Source organism: Streptomyces sp. NPDC015345 (assembly GCF_043078805.1).
Classification (GTDB): Bacteria; Actinomycetota; Actinomycetes; order Streptomycetales; family Streptomycetaceae; genus Streptomyces.
Genome location: NZ_JBIBTX010000012.1, coordinates 103,487 through 120,121 on the forward strand (window position 1 = coordinate 103,487; position 16,635 = coordinate 120,121).

The window sequence follows — 16,635 nt, forward strand, 5'->3', positions numbered from 1 at the left end:
TCAGGGCGAGGGGCTCGCACCCGGGCCGTTCTCCGAGGTTTTCTCCGAGGCATGGCTCCGCAGAACGTGCGTGGTGGCCAGTTCGCGGTAGGCCGGGCTGGTGGTGAGGAGTTCGTCGTGGCGGCCGGAGGCCACCGTGCGGCCGTCTTCGAGGACGACGATCCGGTCGGCGTGCCGCACGGTGGAGAGGCGGTGGGCGATGACGAGGACCGCGCACTCCCGGGTGACGGCGCTCAACGCCCGGGTCAGCGCCGTCTCGTTGACGGCGTCCAGGTGCGAGGTGTGCTCGTCGAGAAGGAGCAGCCGTGGACGGGCGAGCAGCGCGCGGGCCAGGGCGATGCGCTGGCGTTCGCCCGCGGAGAGGGTGCCGCCGTGGTCACCGAGTCTGCCGTCCAGGCCCCCGGGCAGGCGCCGCACCACGGGGTCGAGCCGGGTCAGCCGTACGACACGGAGGATCTCGTCGTCCCCGGCGTCGAGGGCTCCGTAGGTGATGTTCTCGCGGAGTGTGCCCTCCAGTACGTGGGTGTTCTGGTCCACGAGCGCGATGCCCTCGCGGCACTGCCCGCGGCTCAGGACCGTCGTCGGGAGGCCGCCGAACCGGATGGTCCCGGCGTCGGGGTCGTACAGGCGCGCGATCAGTGAGAAGAGTGTGCTCTTGCCGGCTCCCGAGCGGCCGACGAGAGCCACGAGTCCGTGGTGCGGCACGGTGAAGGTGGCTCCGCGCAGGACCGGCCGATCCGGGACGTAGGCGAAGTGGATGTCGGTCAGTTCGAGTGCGGGGGCGGCCGGGGCGCGTGGAGTGGCCGACGGTGCGCCGGGGGCCGGGGAGGCGCAGGGGGTCCCGCGGCCGGGCCGCTGTGCCGGTTCTTCGGGAAGGGCGAGGACTTCGTCGATCCTCAGGTACGCGCCCGTGCCGCGCTGGATCAGGCCGATGGCGCGGAACACCGACGACAGGGGCATGACCAGGTACGAGGCGTACAGCAGGAAGGCGACCAGGTCTCCCAGCGAGTCCGCTCCCCCGCTCCCGACCCGCATGCCGCCGACGACGAGGACGAGCAGGAAGGAGCCCTGGACCGCGAGTTCGACGGCGCTGCTCATGACCGCCGCCAGCTTCGCCGTCCGTACGCCCGACCGGTAGGCCGAGTCCACCCGCTCGCCGATGCGGTGCGCTTCCCGCTCCTCGGCCCGGTACACCCGCACCACCGGCAGGGCGCCGAGGGCGCGCTCCAGTTCCGCGGCGACGGCGCCCACGGAGGTCTGCATGTGCTCCGACGCCACCCGTATTCCTTTAAGGAGCGTGGCGACGACGGCCGCGGCGAGGGCCACCGTCCCCACCACCAGGAGCAGCAGCAGTGGGTCGAGCCAGAGCATCAGCAGCAGCGCCCCGGCCGAGACGAGGCAGCCGGTGAGGAGATCGACCAGGGCCTGGGACACGACGTCCCGCAGCAGTGTGGTGTCGGCGGTGACGCGGGAGACTAGGTCGCCGCGGCGGTGCCGGTCCATCTCGCGCATCTCGAGGCGCAGCAGCCGCGCGACGAGGCCGTGGCGCACCATGCGGACCACGCCCTCGCCCATGCGGTCCAGCAGGAAGCGGCCGGTCGCCCCCGCGGCGGCCTCGGCGGCGAAGAGCCCCGACAGGAGCAGCAGGAACGGCCAGAGCACCTCGCCGCGGGCGCTGGAGTCCACGACGTGCTTGGCGACGAGCGGCTGGGCGAGCCCGAGGGCCGAGGCGGCCAGGGTCAGCCCCGTGGCCACGGCGATGCTGGGGCGGTGACCGGCCGTCAGACGGAACAGGGAGGCGACGGAACCTCCCGTCGTCCGGTCCGCGGGCGGCACCGGCCGTCCCGTGCCGCGGCCGTCCGGGCCGGTGCCCGCCGGGGCGTCGTCCGCGACGGCGGTGTCGCTCACGTCCCCGCCCGCCGCGCCGGGGCCACCGTCACCAGCCGCGCGAAGTAGTCGTCAGGGACGCCCTCGCCCACGGGACGGCCCCCTGCCTCGATCCAGGCGTGGGCGGAGAACGGCGGCACCTTGCGCACCCCGGTGCACCAGGTGGGCCAGGTGCCGTGCGTCCGGCACAGCAGGACCGCCCCGAGCGATCGCGGGAGGCAGCCGCGCGGTCCCGCGCAGCGCAGGCTCACCGCGCACAGTGCCTCACGGGCCGCCGCGGCCTGTGCGGGGGTGGCGGGCCGCGCGCCACGGCGTATCCGCTCCAGTACGGCGCGGATGTGCCGCGGCGGCAGGAACGACAGGGCCAGCGCGGGGAGGAGGACGAGGCGGGCGGTCAGGCGCCGGGCGAGCGGGACTCCGGTGGGCCGGTCCAGGGCGCTGGGCGTGGTCATGAGACGAGTCCCGCGGTACGCAGGTCGCGCACGAGCGCCGCCACGTCCTGCTCCGCGCGGTCGCGGTCGATGTCGAACTGCGCGACGAGCGCCGTGATGGCGGCCGCCTCGTCGCCGTCGTCCATGAGTGTTCTCACGACGAGCGCGCCCGTGGGGTTGAGTTCCCAGTAGTCACCGGTGCGTTGGTCGAGGAGCACCGTTCCGTACTGCGTCTGTGCGGTGGAGACGTCGGTCGCGAATCGGAGTGTCATGGGATCGGCGTGCCTTTCTTCGGTCTGTGTCATCCGACTCTGCGGTCTGGATCATCCGACTCCGCGGTCTGTCATCCGACGGCGGAGCCGGTTCGTGGGGCGTGGTCGTGGGAGCGCAGCCATACCTCGCACGCGATGGTCGAGTAGAGGATGGCGTCGCGCAGGCCCGGCGCGGAGGGCCGCTGCGCGAGCCGGCGCAGTTCCGCGCCGTCCACCAGTCCGAGGCTCTCCAGCCGGGAGTCGGTCCACAGGGTCATCAGGTCGCCCCGGTGGCGGCGCAGCCCGTCCGACGCGTCCATCGATGCCTCGGCCTTGTTGGCACGCCGCAGGCACTCCTCCGGGACGACACCGCGCATCGCTTCGGTGAGCAGCGGTTTGTACCGCCAGGGGGTGACGCGTTCGTCCGGCCGCACCGCCAGGCATGCCTCGATCACGCGGTCGTCCAGGTACGGCGACGCCATGGGAAGCCCCGCCCTGGTCGCCATCCGCTCCCACTGGCGGATGATGCGCGTGCAGGTGCGGATCAGCTCCAGGTCGGTGTGCAGGCCACGGTCCGTGTGCAGGGGTTCGGCCCGCGCGGCCGAGTCCAGCAGGGCCCGGCGGGCGAGCCGTTCCGTCTCGGTGGTCATCCAGGGGAACAGGCGGGGCGACATTCCCCAGCCGAGGCTTCCGGTCACCGAGGACTCCGGCATGGGAGCGCGCAGATGACGGACCGAGTCGGCCAGCCAGGCCGGGTACGCGCGGGAGTCGGCGAGGGCGCGTGCCGTCGCGCCGAGCGGCCAGGTCCACAGGGCGCGAAAGCCCCGCAACTGGCGCAGCGCGAACAGCGGCCGGGTGCGCAGCAGCCGGTGGTAGTACGCCTCCGAGCACCAGGCCACGTGGTCGCCGCCGATGCCGGTGAGGTGCACCCGGCTGCCGCGTCCTGCCAGCCACGGCAGGTGCTGGAGGACCCGTGAGCGGTCCATCACCCCGATGGTCGGCTCGTCGAGCAGGTCGTCGATGCCGAGCAGGTCCGAGTAGACCAGGGCCGAGGCGTCGGCGTCCCAGACGACGTGGTCGACCTTCGGCAGGTGCTCCGCCGCCTGCCGGGCCCAGGCCAGGTCGGTGTCCGCGGGGTCGCGGCCCGGCCAGGTCGCCGCCACCACGGAGGCGGTGGAGCGGGCGGCCAGGAAGCAGACGGAGGTGGAGTCGAGGCCGCCGGACAGGTCGCAGCTGACCACGCCGCCCGGCCGGGTCCGCACGTCCACGGCCTCGGCCAGCGCCGCGCGGACGGCCGGGGCGCCCCGCGCGAGTGTGCGGGTCGGCTCCGGGGGCCGCCACCAGCGTGAACGGCGGACCCGTTGGCCGTCGGCGGAGACGATCAGGGCCTCCTCCGGCGAGAGCGCCTCGACTCCCTGCCAGACCGAGGTCTCGTACAGCGGATGAGGCACGGGCCACAGGAGCCGGGTGGCCAGTCGGCCGGTGTCGGGCTTGCTCCCGAGGGCCGTGGCGAGCAGGTCGGCGCTCGTCGCGGCCACGTGGACGCCGCCGACCCGCGCGTGGAAGACCAGCCGCAGCCCGGAGGCGGTGCCCTGCACCCTGAGCTGCCCGTCGTGGGTGGCCACCAGATGGAAGCTGCCCGCCAGGGACCGGGCGAGGACGTCGAGCTCGGTGAGGTCGCGCATGCGGGCGGCCCTGCGTTCCAGCTGCTGCCGGTCGGCCGCGCACCATCCGACGGTGGCCAGGGCCGTGCCGCCGGCGCGGGCCGTGACGATCTCCGTACCGGACCAACGGCCGATGAGCCAGGGTCGGCCCGAGGCATGGGCGAGGACGTGGGTACCGGGGTGGCGGAAGAAGCGGGCCGCGGCGGCCGCCTCCTCGCAGTCGGGGAAGACCGCGAAGTGGGCGTCGCCGCGGCCCGGTTCCGCGCTCTCATGCATGTCTGACATGGAGTCGCGTTACGTGCCGGCCGCCGTCAGTTCTTGCTGAGGATCAGCCGGTCGTTGCCGCTGCGCTGCAGCAGGCCGGTCTTCTCGCGGAACGAACCCAGTCGGGCGAGTGTCGGAGCCTCGTACGCCTTCTTCATGCCATCACCTCGATGTGAGCGGTGCCATCGGCCTTCCGTGCGGCCGGCGGCGGTCTCTCCAGCTAGCGGCGTGGCACGCGGTACGAGCAAGGTGCGCGGAATAAGTCATATCAGCACACTTTGAAGGGCCCGGCCTGGACGCCCCGCGCACTGCCGGTCGCCCACGGCCTGAGCGGACGGGGGTGGCGTGGGGAGGCGATCGCGGCAGCGGACGCGTCCGACCTGCACGGTGCCGTCGGAGCGCCGGCCGAGGCGGCGGCCGGGCCGCGCACGGGGAGGTGAGGGCGCCGCCCGGCGCACTGCGCGCCGGCTACGCAACCGACACCGGGAATGAATGCGGTGCGCCGGTCCCGGCGAGCGGCTCCCGAGGCGTTCGCGGCCGAGCGGCCTCGCGTCATGCGAGGCCGACCCGCGCATGGCACTGCTCGACCGCCGGCCGCGGGTCGCGTGCGTAGGTGCCGTCGCCGAACAACTCGAACGTCATCCAGCGGTCGTACCCTCGCCGGTCGAGAGCCGACAGGTACTCGTCCAAAGGCAGCTCCCCGTCGCCCCACGCGAGGTGCCCGGCAGGCCGCCCGTCGATGAGATGGACGTGCCGGACGCGGTCGCCGCCGAGTGCCTCGAAGGCGTCGTCGACATTCTCACCGGCCACGGCCATCGTCACGGTGTCCAGGACGGCTCCGAGGTTCGCCGCGCCGATCTCGTCGAGCATGGCCGCGAGCGTGCGGGAGTCGTTGACCAGGTTCGACTCCACCCGCTGCAAGGGTTCGAGCACGCACTCCACGCCGAGGGCGCCGGCGTACGCGGTGATCTCACCGATCGCGTCGACGGAGCGGCGCCAGATGGCGCCCGTGGCTTCGTTCTCGTAGCCGCGCCCAGGGGTCAGGAGGAGCAGTTCGGCGCCGAGTTCGACGCACAGTTCGGCCGCGCGGCGGAACAGGGCGATGCTCTCGGCGCGCAGCCAGGCGACCGGGGAGGCCACGTTGACCGGATACATCACCTGCTCGGGGGTGAGGCAGTACGCGCTGAGTCCGCGCGCCTCGATGGAGCGGCGGATGCTCCGTGCGTCGGCGTCACGGAGGCGCGGGATGTGCAGGTGCGGGGCGATGCCCCACAGTTCGAGCTTCTCGCGTCCGAGGTCCGCCGCGTCGTCGAGGAAGGTCTCGAACGGCAGGTGCTGGTAGGCGAAGTTGGACCCGGTGATCTGCCGGGAGGAGAGGGCCATGAGGCTGCGGGGCTCCTGTCACGGGTGGGGCGTGCGGTCACTTTCCGATGCCGTCGGCGAGGCCCTTGACGATGTAGCGCTGGCCGAAGAAGAACAGCAGCACCACCGGGACCGCGGCGATCGCCATGCCGGCGAAGACGACGGGAAAGTCCGTGCCGTGCTTGCTCATGAGGCTGGTCAGCCCGACGGGGAGGGTCTGGACGTCGCTGCCGTTGGTGAACACCATCGCGAAGAGGTACTCGTTCCAGGCGAACAGGACGTGCAGCAGGACGGTGGAGGTGATGATCGGCTTGCACATCGGCAGGATGATCCGCCAGAAGGCGGTCCAGCGACCGGCGCCGTCGATCTCGGCCGCCTCGTCGACCTCGCGCGGGAGGTCGATCATGTAGGCCCGGATGAGGAAGGTGGTGAACGGGATCCGGAAGGCCGTGTACAGGATGAGCAGCGCCCAGTAGCTGTTGTACAGGCCCATCGACTGGAACATCTGCACCAGCGGTACCAGCGCCACGGTGGGGGTGAGCATGAGCCCGCCGAGGATGACGGCGGTGAGCACCTTGTTGAGCGGGATGTTCACCCGGGTGAGGCCGTACGCGGCCCAGGCGCTGATGAAGACGGTCGCGACCGTCGACGTCACCGTGACGAGCACACTGGCCGTGAGGTAGTCGCTCACCCCGCGGTTCCACGCCTTCTGGTAGTTCTCGAAACTCCAGGTGTCCGGGAGCGCGAAGGGGTTGTCGAAGAGTTCGGTGTTGCTCTTGAAGCCGTTGAGGACCATCCACAGCAGCGGATAGAGCACGACCACCGCGAGGCCGAGCAGGAAGGCCCACATGAACAGGCGCGCGATCACGCCGAGGAAGCCGAGACGAGTCACCATTCCACTCTTTTCCTACGGGTGATCCACAGCTGCGCCATGGCGATGGTGAGCGTGATCACGAAGAGCACGGTGCCGATCGCCGCGGCCGACCCGAAGTCGTTGCGTACGAAACCGTTGCGGTACAGCCAGGTGCCGAGCACCTGGGTCGAGTTGTTCGGGCCTCCACTGGTCATCACCATGACCTCGTTGAACACCTGGAACGCGCCCGAGACGGTCACCATCATCATGAGGCCGGTCATCTCGCGCACCAGCGGCAGCGTCACCTGGAAGAAGCGGCGGACGGGTCCGACGCCGTCGAGGGCGGCCGCCTCGTACAGCTCGGCGGGGATGCGCTGGATCGCGACGGCGAAGAGCAGGGTGCAGTACCCGAAGCCCTGCCACTGGCTCATGGCGATGACGGCGAACATCGCCGTGCTCTCCTGGCCCAGCCACGGCTGGGCGAACTCCCGCAGCCCGATCGCGCCGAGCACGTGGTTGAGCAGGCCGATGTTGGGCTCGTACACGAAGTAGAAGAGCAGCCCGGCGACGGTCAGGGAGATCGCCGCGGGGATGAAGTAGACGGCGCGCAGGGCGCGTTGCCATCGCTCGCGGGGGACGCTCTCGACGAGCGCGGCGAGCAGCAGCGCGCCGAAGACCTGGAACACGATGGAGAGGACCGCGTACCAGAGGTTGTTGGCGAACGACGACCAGAAGACCGGGTCGTCGAAGAGGCGTCGGTAGTTCTCCAGGCCGACGTACTCCTGGTCACCGCTGTAGATGTCCCAGGTGAGCGTGGAGAACCCGAAGTTCTGCACGAGCGGCAGATAGACGAAGACCGCGAGCATGACGAGGGCCGGAATGACCCAGATCAGCCCGAGTGCCCTTCGGCACATGGTGCGCACCAGCATGTTTCCCTTCGGGAGCACGGGCTATCGGGCCGACTCGGAGGCCCGGCGCACGCTCTCGAGTACCTTCTCGGGAGACATGCCGCCGCTGATCAGCGCCTCGCCTCCGGCCAGCCAGGCGTCGGCGACCTCCGGAGCGGTGACCATGTCGAGCCAACCGACCAGGCCCGGCGCCCCGTTGACCTTCTTGATGCCCTCGAAGACAGCCTTGCTCGACGTGTTCGGGGTGACAGCTCCGACCACCGTGCTGGGCTGGCCGTACGGCGGCGAGGAGAGCGTGCTTGCGTTCTTCGGTCCGGTCACGAACTTCATGAAGTCGACGGCGAGGGCGGCGCGCGGCGAGCGCGCGTTGACGAAATAGCCCTCGGGCGCCCCCTCGATCACCTTCGGGTCCCCCTTCGCGCCGCGCGGGGCGGGCAGGGGGATGATCCCCAGGTCCTTCGGCTTGAGGGAGCCGCCCGAGGTCGTGCTGTCGAATTCGAGGATCTCCTGGTAGTACATCGCCGCCTTGCCGCGGGCGAACGCCTCCTGCGCCGAGGTGTAGAGGACGCCGTTGGTGCCGCCCCGGGTGTCGGTGCACGAGTCGACGAGGGTCTTGAACTGCCGTAGGGCGGTGAGGTATCCGGGGTCTTCGAAGGTCGCTGTCTCGGGGTGGTTGTCCGCCTCACGGACGGCGGCGGGCACGTTGTACGCGAAGAGCTGCTGCAAGTAGTGCAGCGCGGGCCAGCCGTCCTTGTTGCCGAAGGCGATGGGTTCGTATCCGGCCTCGCGGAGGTCGGGGCAGCTGTCGATCAGCTCGTCGAAGGTGGCCGGGACCTCGACACGGGCGTCGGAGAACGCCGCCTTGTTGTAGCCCATGAACTTGCCGTTGTTGTAGAGAGGTATGCCGTAGTACTTGCCCTTGTGGGCGAAGGCGGACAGGGACGACTTGCTGAAGGTCTTCCCCCAGGTGGTGCCGGGACCGATGACCTCGGTGAGGTCCGCGGCCCGGCCGCCGCGGATGAAGTTGTCGGCCCAGTTCCCGGTCCAGGTGAAGTAGATGTCGGGCAGGGCGTTGGAGGCCGTGAGCGTCTTGGCCTTGTCCTTGATGCTCTGGTCGGTCTCCTGGATGAGCTCCACCTCCACTCCGGGGTGCTGCCGCTCGTAGGCGGCGGCGAGGCCCTCGAAGTAGGGGCTGAGCGGGTCCCCCGCGAACTTGGTGAGGACGCTCAGGGTGCCGGAGAACTCCGGCTCGGCGCCGACATCGGCCACCGGTGCTCGGGGCGGCCCGGCGAAGCAGCCGGTGAGGGCGAGCACCGAGGCCCCGAAGAGTGCCGCGTACCTCGTCGTCGCACGAGCGCGCATGGGCTTCCTTTCGCTCGGAAGGGGACCGCCGGTGCCGCCGGGCACCTCGGATCCGCCGCGGAATCCGTGACGTGGACCGCTTTGTGTGCGGCGACTGTACAGAGAATCTGATACCGGTACCAGGGGTGGGGCGGAGAACTTCCGCGGACCTGGACCGGCCCTCCCCCGGCCCTTCCGCCGAAGACCTACGACGACTCAAAAACCCGCTGCTCAGGGCTGGTTGCCGGGCGGCCTCCCGGCGCGTGGACGGCTCCTCGGTGTTGACGCTCCCGATCTCTTGTGCCAGCGTGAGGCCCGCGTGATACCGGTATCAGGTCGCTCAGCGCCACCGGCCGCACTCTCCCCGAAAGGACCCGCAGATGCTCGGATTCAACGAGCCGGAAGTTCTCTCCCAGCTGGCGAGCACGGTGGCCCTGCGCCCCAGCATCGAAGAGCTCGCCGACCGCCTCGTGGACGAGGGGTTCGACCGTCTCTTCCTCGTCGGCGCCGGTGGCACCTACGCCCAGATGTGGCCGTACGAGCACCTCGCCCGGAGCCGTTCGACGCTCCCCGTGCGTGCCGTGATCGCCGCGGAGCTGGTCGCCTCCGGCGATGCCACGCTCGGCGAGCGTTCGGTGGCCGTCTTCACGTCGGTGTCGGGCACGACGGAGGACAGCCTCAGCGCCATCGAGTTCTGCCGGTCCAAGGGCGCCCTCACGGTCGGCTTCACGGGGTACGCCGACTCCCCCGTCGCCAAGAGCGTCGACGTCGCCCTGGTGTCGGAGCCGAAGGCATGGCCTTTCGACCCGCAAATGCTGCTCTTCATGGGCCGGTTGCTCGCGCGGCGGGGCGAATTCGCGGGCTACGAGAAGTTCGCCGACCAGCTCGCAGGCGTCCCGCGCCTCATGGTCGACGTGGCGAAGCAGGCCGATCCGGCCGCGAGTGCCTTCGCGGAGGCCCACAAGGACACCGACTACCACTTCCTCGTCGGCGGCGGGAACCTGTGGGGATTCACGTATCTCTACTCCATGTGCATCCTGGAGGAGATGCAGTGGCTGCGCACCACCCGCGTACACAGCGCCGAGTTCTTCCACGGCTCCCTCGAACTGCTCGAAGAGGAGACAAGCGTGATGATCTTTCAGGGGGAGGACGAGACGCGACCGTTGACCGACCGTGTCGAGGCTTTCGCCAAACGCATCTCCCGCGACGTGACCGTCTTCGACACACGTGACTACGCGCTGGAGGGCATCAGCCCCGAGTTCCGCGGCCTCCTCGCGCCGTTGGTGCTCGACACCGTGCTGGGCAGGGTGAGCAAACACCTGGAGCGGGTGCGCGACCACTCGCTGGACCTGCGCCGCTACTACCGCGTCATGGACTACTGACGGATCCGGTCCGACGGGCCCGCCGCCCCTCCCCCCGGCATCGCCTTCGGCCGGGCAGGGACGGCGGGCCGCGCCCTACGGCATCGGGCGCGCCGTCCGTGCCGCTCGCTCCCGCTCCGTGGCCGACCGCCCGGCGCCGCCCCGCATCGCCCCTCGCACAGGAGAGCCCTCATGAAAGTCCTCGGCTTCGGCGACAACATCGTCGACCGGTTCGTCGACCGCGGTATCGACTATCCGGGCGGCAACAGCGTCAACGTGGCCGTATACGCCCGGCGGCTGGGCGTCGAGGCCGCCTACCTCGGAGTCTTCGGCGACGACGAGCTGGGGTGTTTCCTGCGGGAGTCCATCGGCGCCCAGAACGTGGCCATGGACCACTGTGTCGTACGCGCGGGCGAGTCCGGCCTGTCCACCCTGCGCGTCGACGACGGCGAGCGCGTGTTCCTCGGCTGGAACGGCGGCGGCGTCACCGTACGGGAGCCGCTCCTGCTAGACGCCGAACTCACCGCGTACGTCTCGTCGTTCGACCTCGTGCACTCCAGCGTGTACTCCCGGAGCGAGAGCGAACTGCCCGCGCTCGCCCGGTCCGGCCCTCTCGTGATGTTCGACCTGTCGAGCGAGGACGAGTACCGCACCCCCTCCTACCTCGACCGTGTCTGCCCGTACGCGGACCTGGTCCTGCTGTCCTGCTCACACCTCGACGAGGCGGCGACACACGCTCTGCTGGCCGAAGCCGTGCGCCGGGGCGCCACGATGGCGCTCGGCACCCGTGGCGTCGAGGGGGCGATCGCCCGCACGGAACGCTGCGGCGTCACGGCGCCCGCGCGGGAGCCGGACGGCGCGAAGCCACTCGTCGACACCATGGGCTGCGGTGACGCGTTCCTCGCCGGTTTCGCGGTCTCCCTGGTACGCGAGGGCTGGGCCGCGCACACCCCGCCGCACCGGGAGGCGATCGAGCGCGCGCTGCGTGACGGGGCCGACGCCGCGTACGAACAGTGCTTCGTCGAGGGAGCCTTCGGTCACGGCCGGCCCGTCGGACGGCCCGCTGTGTCTAGCATGTGGCGAGCCATCGACCAGGAGAAGTGAGGTACGGAAGCCGATGCCAGCAGACCGGGGCCGCCCACCCGCGCCGCCGACGATCTCGGAGGTGGCCGCCGAGGCCGGCGTCGGCCGCGCGACCGCGGCGCGCACCCTCGGCGGGTACGGGTACGTCAGCCCCGAATTGAAGGAACGTGTGCTCGCGGCCGCCGAGAAGCTGGGTTACCGCGCGAACGCGCTGGCGCGGAGCATGTCGACCGGGGTGAGCCACACCCTGGGCGTCGTCGTCGCGGACATCGGCAACCCCTTCTTCGCGGGCATGGTGCGCGGCATCTGTGACGCCTCCCGTGCACGGGGCTTCGACACCATCGTGCTCAGCACCTACGAGGATCTCGACGAGGAGATCGCGGCGACCGGCGTGCTGATAGACAAGCGCGTGGACGGCGTCATCATCGCCTCGGCCGCCGTCGGCCGCGGCGAGGTCACACATATCCGTACGGCCCTGAAGCAGGGTGTCCCGGTCGTGCTGGTGGACCGGGCGGTCGGTTCCCTCGATCTCGACACCGTCGTCATCGACAACAGGGACGTGGCGCGTGAAGCCGTCGAGACGCTCATCGCCGCCGGGCACCGCCGCATCGGCTTCGTCTGGGGGCCACCGGTGGCGCAGGCACCGGCCACCCGGCGCGCGCTGCTCGCCGCGGCGGCCCGCAACGTATGGACGGACGGGGAGCGACTGCGCGGCTACCTCGACGCGCTGGACGACGCGGGTATCCCCTTCGACCCGGAGCTGGTGATGGTCGGGCCCAAGACCGAGGAGCACGCGACCGAGGAGGTCGGCCGCATGCTCGCCCTGCCCCACCGCGCCACCGCGCTGTTCTGCACGGAGACCGACGCGATGACGGGGGCGCTGCGGGCCATGCGGGCGCGGAAGTTGTCCTATCCCGGCGACCTGTCGCTGATCGGCTTCGACGACAGCGCGTGGGCGGCGGTCATGGACCCGCCCCTGACGATGATCGAACAGCCGGTGCGCCGACTCGGCGCGAAGGCGGCCGAAGTCCTGCTCGACTCGCTCGAAGGAGCGGAACCCCGCCGCGAGACGCACACGCTCCAGGCCCGCCTCGTCGTACGCTCCTCCGTCGCCCCACCGCCCGCGCGCTGAATCTCCGGCGGGTGGGTGTCGGCGAGCCCGCTCCGGCAGATGCGCGGGGACGGCTGCTGCGAGTGACTGCGTACGCAGCGTGTCGTGGGCCGTTCAGCGTGGAGGCTGGCGTTAGGTGACGTTAGCTCGCGTCAGCTCGCGTGAGCTTCCCGGTGGCCCAAGGAGTGGGAGGACGAGACGGTGGCACTGGACGCGGAGGAGAAGTCGTTCCTCGAGAAGGCCGCCTATGTGGTGACCCCCGGCTCGGTCGTCATCGGGCTGCTGTACTACATCGGGAACACATACCGCAGCGCCTACTACTCCTACTTCGGCATCTCCACACGTGACCTCCAGCTCACCATGCAGGACTACCTGCTCGACAGCCCCACCGCACTGTTCCTGCCCTTGTGGATCGCGCTCGTCCTCGGGCTCATCGGGGTCGTCCTGTTCCGCCGGGTGGAGCGGTGGCTGTCGCAGCAGGCGACCCTGCGGCAGCGGCTGATCGGGTCCCGGGTGGTCGCCGGCCTGGGTGCCGTGCTGCTGCTGGTCAGCTTTCCCGTCCTGCTGGAGCCGACGTGGTGGCAGCGCGGAGTGCTGCGGGGCCTGCCCCGCAGCTGGCTGCGCGAGCTGATGCCGCCGATGGTGGTGGCCGTAGGGGCGCTGCTGCTGTTGTTCGCGATGTATCTGCGGCGTGGTCCCGAGCGCCGCAGGGACCGCTTCTGGAGCATCACGGAGGGGCTGCTGCTGGCCGCGGTCGCGATGATCCTGTTCTTCGACATGTCGCGCTACGCGTACGGGGCGGGTATGTCCCGCGCGGAGGACGACGCCGAGCACGGCTACCGGGGAAGCACGCCCGTCCTCGTCCACTCGCGGACGCCGCTCCACCCTGCCACCGCCGGGCCCAAGCTGGTCAGCTGCGAGGACCGCGGGCCGAAGTTCCGGCCGTACCAGTACAACTGCCGGGGCTTCCGCATCCTCGCGAAGTCGGAGACCCGGTACTTCCTGGTGCCGCGGAGGCGGCCGCCCGACGGTGACATCACCTACATCCTGCGCGATGACGCCAACGTCCGTGTGGAGGTGCTCGGCAAGGAACGGGGCTGATCCGCGACCCGTGGCAGGGCCGTCTGCGACGTACCGGGAGAGTCCGGCAGCCCGGCCTCGGGCCCGACGGTGGGCACCGTGGGCACGTCCGTCGGCTCCGTCGGCACGTCCGTCGGCTCCGTCGGCACATCGGTCGGCTCGGTGGGTACGTCCGTCGGCTCGGTGGGCACATCCGTGGGCTCGGTCGGTACGTCCGTCGGCTCGGTCGGCACATCCGTGGGTGTGAGCGACTCGGCGGGCGTGGTCTCCGTGTCGCCGTTCTCCACCTGTCCGGTCCGCATCGCCGAGGTGACCGATCCCAGGTCGGTGGTGACCGTCAGGTGTCTGGGGGGTTCCTTCGTCCCGTCCGTCCCGTCCTCGTCCGCCGGCTTGACCACCCGGAACGTACAGCTCTCCCCCGAGGGCACCGTCTCGCCGGAGCACTTGTCGTCGGACACCTCGACCCCCGACACCGCGACATCCTTCACCTTCATCGGTTTGTCCGTCGTGTTGCGGACCTCGACGTCCACCGCCGCGGGCTTTCCGACGGCGGCGCTCGGGAAGTCGATGTCCTCCCCCTTCTCGTCGCCGGTCCCCGGGAAGAGGGTGGAGGTGCCCACCGCCTCGATGTCGTCGAGCCTCGTGGTGTCGGACGACGTCCCCCCGCCGCCTCCCCCGCAGCCGACCGCCGTACTCAACGCCGCGAGCACCACGGCCGTACTCAGCAGCGTCTTCCTGAACTCCGGCCTAACAGACACGATCTCCTCCTCCCGCACGCCCGGCCGTGGCTTCGGGCCGGGCGTGGCCGCCGAGTGCGCCGCCGATCTCCGCCGCCACGTCGGCGTGCGTGAGGTACTCCTCGATGTCGTGGGCGCAGTCGGAGCAATTGGTGACGGCCAGCTGGGTGAGCTTGCCCCAGCCGGTTTCCCCGAGCGGGCATCCGATCGCGACCGCGTCGGTGGGACACCAGACGTTGACCCAGTGGCGTACGCGTTCGGGGCGGCGCGGCCCGGCGGTGAGGAGCCGCGTGCTGACGGCGTCCATGCCGAGAGGGCCGGCCGCGGTGACGAGCAGCGTCACGTCGAGCCCGTCCGGGAGCCGCGTGATGAGGTCCATGCCGACGACGGTGCCCAGGCTGTGGGTGACGAGGACCAGTTCCCCGCTGGTCGGCAGCGTCGTGAGGACGCACTCCAGGACCGCCTCGCGGACGTCCCGGTCGCCGAGGTAGCGGTCCACGTCCCGGAAGACGGCGGCGATGGTCCACTCGTCGACGGCGGATCTGGCCGCCAGCCAGCGCAGGGGCCGACGCAAGGTACCTATCAGTCGCTCGTCGATCCCCTCGGTGGCGGTGGGTCCGTGCCGAGGCATGCCCGCCCGACGCGCCGCCTCGTCGAGCAGCTCTCCGTAGGAGCCCGTGGGCGACTCGGCGGCGAACCTCTCGGCCGCCTCCTCTGCGGTCAGGCCCCCGAGGTCGACCGCGCCGCCGGCGCTCTGCGCGTACCCCATGAGGGCGGCGAGCCGTTCGCCGTAGTAGGGGAACCACACATCGCCGGGGTTGACGGTGGCCATGCCGGCACGGGTGAGTCCATGGTTGAGGCCTGCCGTCCAACTGCGCCGCAGCGCCTCCGGGTCCTTGCCGTGCTGCCGCCTGCCGTGCAGGAAGACCAGGTGCCGCTCCGTGCCGTCGACCGAGCCGATGTTCCGTCCGCGTCTCCCGGTGGCGCCGGTCGGAGCCGTGCCGACCGGCGCCGCCTTCGGGGCGGCGGTCTCGGGCAGCCCCGTCCCTTGGGGTGTCGGTGGGGGTGGCGCGGTCACGGCCTGGTCGGCGGGCACGCTCTGCGTCAGGCCGGAGTCCGGGCCCAACTCCGTGAGCAGGGCGTGCTGTCGGGGGTCGAGCCGCAGGCCCGCGAGGTGCTTCAGGATGGCGCTGATACGGACGCCCTCGTTCGCGATCCAGTCGATGGCGTCGTCGCCGTCGCCACGCTGCCACGGCCGGCCGTCCTTGCGCAGCACACGTCCCTGTTCGTCCTTGTTCGGCACACCGCTGTGGTGCAGGGCCACCACTTCCCACTGGTCGTTGAAGACCGGGGAGCCCGAATTCCCGGGTTCCGTGTCCGTCTTGTAGTGCAGGAAGTCGTCGAGGCGGAGCAGCAGCGCGTTGTCGCGCAGGGCGATCTCCTTGAGGCGGCCGTTGGGGTGCCCGATGATGTTGACGCGTTCACCGATCACGAGCTTGCCGAGCTGGACGCTCAGCCGGTTCAGGCCGAAGATCTCTCCCGCGAGGCGGCCGTCCCCGGCCGGGGCGACCGCCACCAGTGCGAAGTCCAGGCGTTCGTCCGCGGTGAAGAAGGCGGCGGGGTCGAGTTCCATCCGGGCCACGGTGTCCGGGGCGTTGTCGATGGAGACCTGGGCGTTGAACTCCGCGAAGCAGCGGCGGGCGAACACGCTGTTCGGCAGGACATGGTGATTGGTCATCAGCAGGCGGGGCGAGACCATGAAACCGGTGCCGTGCGGGAGTTCGCGGCCGTTGCGGCGGAGCGTGATCCGGGCGACGGTGTTTCCGGCGCGCACACCTCGCGGCAGGAAGCTCCAGGCCTGGAGTTCGTTCGACAGGTTGATGATGCGCTCGTTGGCCTCGGGCAGGTCCAGGGCCTCGGCGTGGATGCTCGACACCACGGCGGAGGGCGAGAGCCCGCCCCGGTCGAGGATCCGCTCGGCCCGCGCCGCGAGCGCGCCCGGGGCATCGGGGAACCGCACACCTTCCGCCAGCTTCTCCTCGATCTCCTCCCGTTCCGCGGTCGTTTCCCGGTAGCGCTGTGCCGCCTCGGCGGCCTGCCGATGCATCTCCGCACGCGCCGCTTCCGTAGCGAGCATGACGCCTCACCTAGATGGCCGTTCCCGTGGTCCTCGCCCCGCTTCCCAGTACTCGTCCAGGCGGGCCGGTGCGCAAGGCGGGCGAGTGCGATCGGGGACGCCGCGGGGTGGTCACCGCGCCGCTGACGCCGTCCGGCCGGGGGGCCGCCGCACCGCCACCGCGGG

The 16,635-nt window shown here is 70.9% G+C and carries 15 protein-coding genes; 4 read left to right on the plus strand and 11 right to left on the minus strand.

Features of this window, described 5'->3' with window-relative positions:
* The 9 genes from ACF062_RS35985 to ACF062_RS36025 all read right to left on the minus strand — a co-directional run bounded on the left by ACF062_RS35985 (position 1) and on the right by ACF062_RS36025 (position 8,982).
* The gene (locus ACF062_RS35985; RefSeq protein WP_392143952.1) at positions 1 to 1,908 is read right to left on the minus strand and encodes an ABC transporter ATP-binding protein; all 1,908 of its coding nucleotides are present in this window, start codon (positions 1,906 to 1,908) and stop codon (positions 1 to 3) included.
* Complete coding sequence (locus tag ACF062_RS35990) at positions 1,905 to 2,339, minus strand: lasso peptide biosynthesis B2 protein (RefSeq protein ID WP_392143954.1); 435 nt, start codon at positions 2,337 to 2,339, stop codon at positions 1,905 to 1,907. Before ACF062_RS35990 ends, ACF062_RS35985 begins: the two co-directional genes overlap by 4 nt.
* On the minus strand, positions 2,336 to 2,590 hold the full coding sequence (locus ACF062_RS35995; RefSeq protein ID WP_223778243.1) for a lasso peptide biosynthesis PqqD family chaperone: 255 nt from the start codon (positions 2,588 to 2,590) through the stop codon (positions 2,336 to 2,338). The genes ACF062_RS35990 and ACF062_RS35995 overlap by 4 nt, the downstream gene beginning before the upstream one ends.
* A gap of 71 nt (positions 2,591 to 2,661) precedes the next feature.
* The gene (locus ACF062_RS36000) at positions 2,662 to 4,518 is read right to left on the minus strand and encodes a lasso peptide isopeptide bond-forming cyclase (RefSeq protein WP_392143957.1); all 1,857 of its coding nucleotides are present in this window, start codon (positions 4,516 to 4,518) and stop codon (positions 2,662 to 2,664) included.
* A 26-nt stretch (positions 4,519 to 4,544) separates the two neighbouring features.
* Positions 4,545 to 4,655 (minus strand): keywimysin-related RiPP, encoded by a 111-nt coding sequence (locus tag ACF062_RS36005; RefSeq protein ID WP_356581228.1) that lies wholly within the window; start codon positions 4,653 to 4,655, stop codon positions 4,545 to 4,547.
* Between the two features lie 394 nt (positions 4,656 to 5,049).
* Positions 5,050 to 5,880, minus strand: a complete 831-nt coding sequence (locus tag ACF062_RS36010; RefSeq protein WP_392143959.1) for a sugar phosphate isomerase/epimerase family protein — start codon at positions 5,878 to 5,880, stop codon at positions 5,050 to 5,052.
* Between the two features lie 37 nt (positions 5,881 to 5,917).
* Entirely contained in the window at positions 5,918 to 6,754 is an 837-nt protein-coding gene (locus tag ACF062_RS36015; protein ID WP_392143961.1) for a carbohydrate ABC transporter permease, read from the minus strand.
* A complete protein-coding gene (locus ACF062_RS36020) occupies positions 6,748 to 7,641 on the minus strand; it encodes a carbohydrate ABC transporter permease (RefSeq protein WP_392143963.1) in 894 nt (297 codons plus the stop codon). The genes ACF062_RS36015 and ACF062_RS36020 overlap by 7 nt, the downstream gene beginning before the upstream one ends.
* A 21-nt stretch (positions 7,642 to 7,662) precedes the next feature.
* The gene (locus ACF062_RS36025; RefSeq protein ID WP_392143965.1) at positions 7,663 to 8,982 is read right to left on the minus strand and encodes an extracellular solute-binding protein; all 1,320 of its coding nucleotides are present in this window, start codon (positions 8,980 to 8,982) and stop codon (positions 7,663 to 7,665) included.
* Between the two features lie 359 nt (positions 8,983 to 9,341).
* Between ACF062_RS36025 and ACF062_RS36030 the strand changes: the two genes are divergently transcribed.
* The 4 genes from ACF062_RS36030 to ACF062_RS36045 all read left to right on the plus strand — a co-directional run bounded on the left by ACF062_RS36030 (position 9,342) and on the right by ACF062_RS36045 (position 13,617).
* Positions 9,342 to 10,343, plus strand: coding sequence for an SIS domain-containing protein (locus ACF062_RS36030; protein ID WP_392143967.1), 1,002 nt, complete (start codon positions 9,342 to 9,344; stop codon positions 10,341 to 10,343).
* Positions 10,344 to 10,514: 171 nt separating this feature from the next.
* Positions 10,515 to 11,426, plus strand: a complete 912-nt coding sequence (locus ACF062_RS36035) for a PfkB family carbohydrate kinase (RefSeq protein ID WP_392143969.1) — start codon at positions 10,515 to 10,517, stop codon at positions 11,424 to 11,426.
* Between the two features lie 13 nt (positions 11,427 to 11,439).
* Positions 11,440 to 12,537 carry a LacI family DNA-binding transcriptional regulator gene (locus tag ACF062_RS36040; protein ID WP_392143971.1) on the plus strand — a complete coding sequence of 366 codons (1,098 nt, stop codon included), beginning with the start codon at positions 11,440 to 11,442 and terminating at the stop codon, positions 12,535 to 12,537.
* 180 nt (positions 12,538 to 12,717) lie between these two features.
* Complete coding sequence (locus ACF062_RS36045; protein WP_392143973.1) at positions 12,718 to 13,617, plus strand: hypothetical protein; 900 nt, start codon at positions 12,718 to 12,720, stop codon at positions 13,615 to 13,617.
* Here the strand turns inward: ACF062_RS36045 and ACF062_RS36050 are convergent.
* Positions 13,557 to 14,354 (minus strand): hypothetical protein, encoded by a 798-nt coding sequence (locus ACF062_RS36050; protein WP_392143975.1) that lies wholly within the window; start codon positions 14,352 to 14,354, stop codon positions 13,557 to 13,559. The genes ACF062_RS36045 and ACF062_RS36050 overlap by 61 nt on opposite strands.
* Entirely contained in the window at positions 14,344 to 16,470 is a 2,127-nt protein-coding gene (locus ACF062_RS36055) for a trypsin-like peptidase domain-containing protein (protein WP_392143977.1), read from the minus strand. The genes ACF062_RS36050 and ACF062_RS36055 overlap by 11 nt, the downstream gene beginning before the upstream one ends.
* Between the last annotated feature and the right edge of the window lie 165 nt (positions 16,471 to 16,635).

What these genes read in the sequence shown, in the direction of transcription:
- ACF062_RS35995 (WP_223778243.1), bottom strand. Translation starts at nt 2,590, where the DNA reads ATGACACTCCGATTCGCGACCGACGTCTCCACCGCACAGACGCAGTAC.
- ACF062_RS36030 (WP_392143967.1), top strand. Translation starts at nt 9,342, where the DNA reads ATGCTCGGATTCAACGAGCCGGAAGTTCTCTCCCAGCTGGCGAGCACG.
- ACF062_RS35990 (WP_392143954.1), bottom strand. Translation starts at nt 2,339, where the DNA reads ATGACCACGCCCAGCGCCCTGGACCGGCCCACCGGAGTCCCGCTCGCC.
- ACF062_RS36020 (WP_392143963.1), bottom strand. Translation starts at nt 7,641, where the DNA reads ATGCTGGTGCGCACCATGTGCCGAAGGGCACTCGGGCTGATCTGGGTC.
- ACF062_RS36035 (WP_392143969.1), top strand. Translation starts at nt 10,515, where the DNA reads ATGAAAGTCCTCGGCTTCGGCGACAACATCGTCGACCGGTTCGTCGAC.
- ACF062_RS36010 (WP_392143959.1), bottom strand. Translation starts at nt 5,880, where the DNA reads ATGGCCCTCTCCTCCCGGCAGATCACCGGGTCCAACTTCGCCTACCAG.
- ACF062_RS36040 (WP_392143971.1), top strand. Translation starts at nt 11,440, where the DNA reads ATGCCAGCAGACCGGGGCCGCCCACCCGCGCCGCCGACGATCTCGGAG.
- ACF062_RS36025 (WP_392143965.1), bottom strand. Translation starts at nt 8,982, where the DNA reads ATGCGCGCTCGTGCGACGACGAGGTACGCGGCACTCTTCGGGGCCTCG.
- ACF062_RS36055 (WP_392143977.1), bottom strand. Translation starts at nt 16,470, where the DNA reads ATGCTCGCTACGGAAGCGGCGCGTGCGGAGATGCATCGGCAGGCCGCC.
- ACF062_RS36000 (WP_392143957.1), bottom strand. Translation starts at nt 4,518, where the DNA reads ATGTCAGACATGCATGAGAGCGCGGAACCGGGCCGCGGCGACGCCCAC.
- ACF062_RS36005 (WP_356581228.1), bottom strand. Translation starts at nt 4,655, where the DNA reads ATGAAGAAGGCGTACGAGGCTCCGACACTCGCCCGACTGGGTTCGTTC.
- ACF062_RS36015 (WP_392143961.1), bottom strand. Translation starts at nt 6,754, where the DNA reads ATGGTGACTCGTCTCGGCTTCCTCGGCGTGATCGCGCGCCTGTTCATG.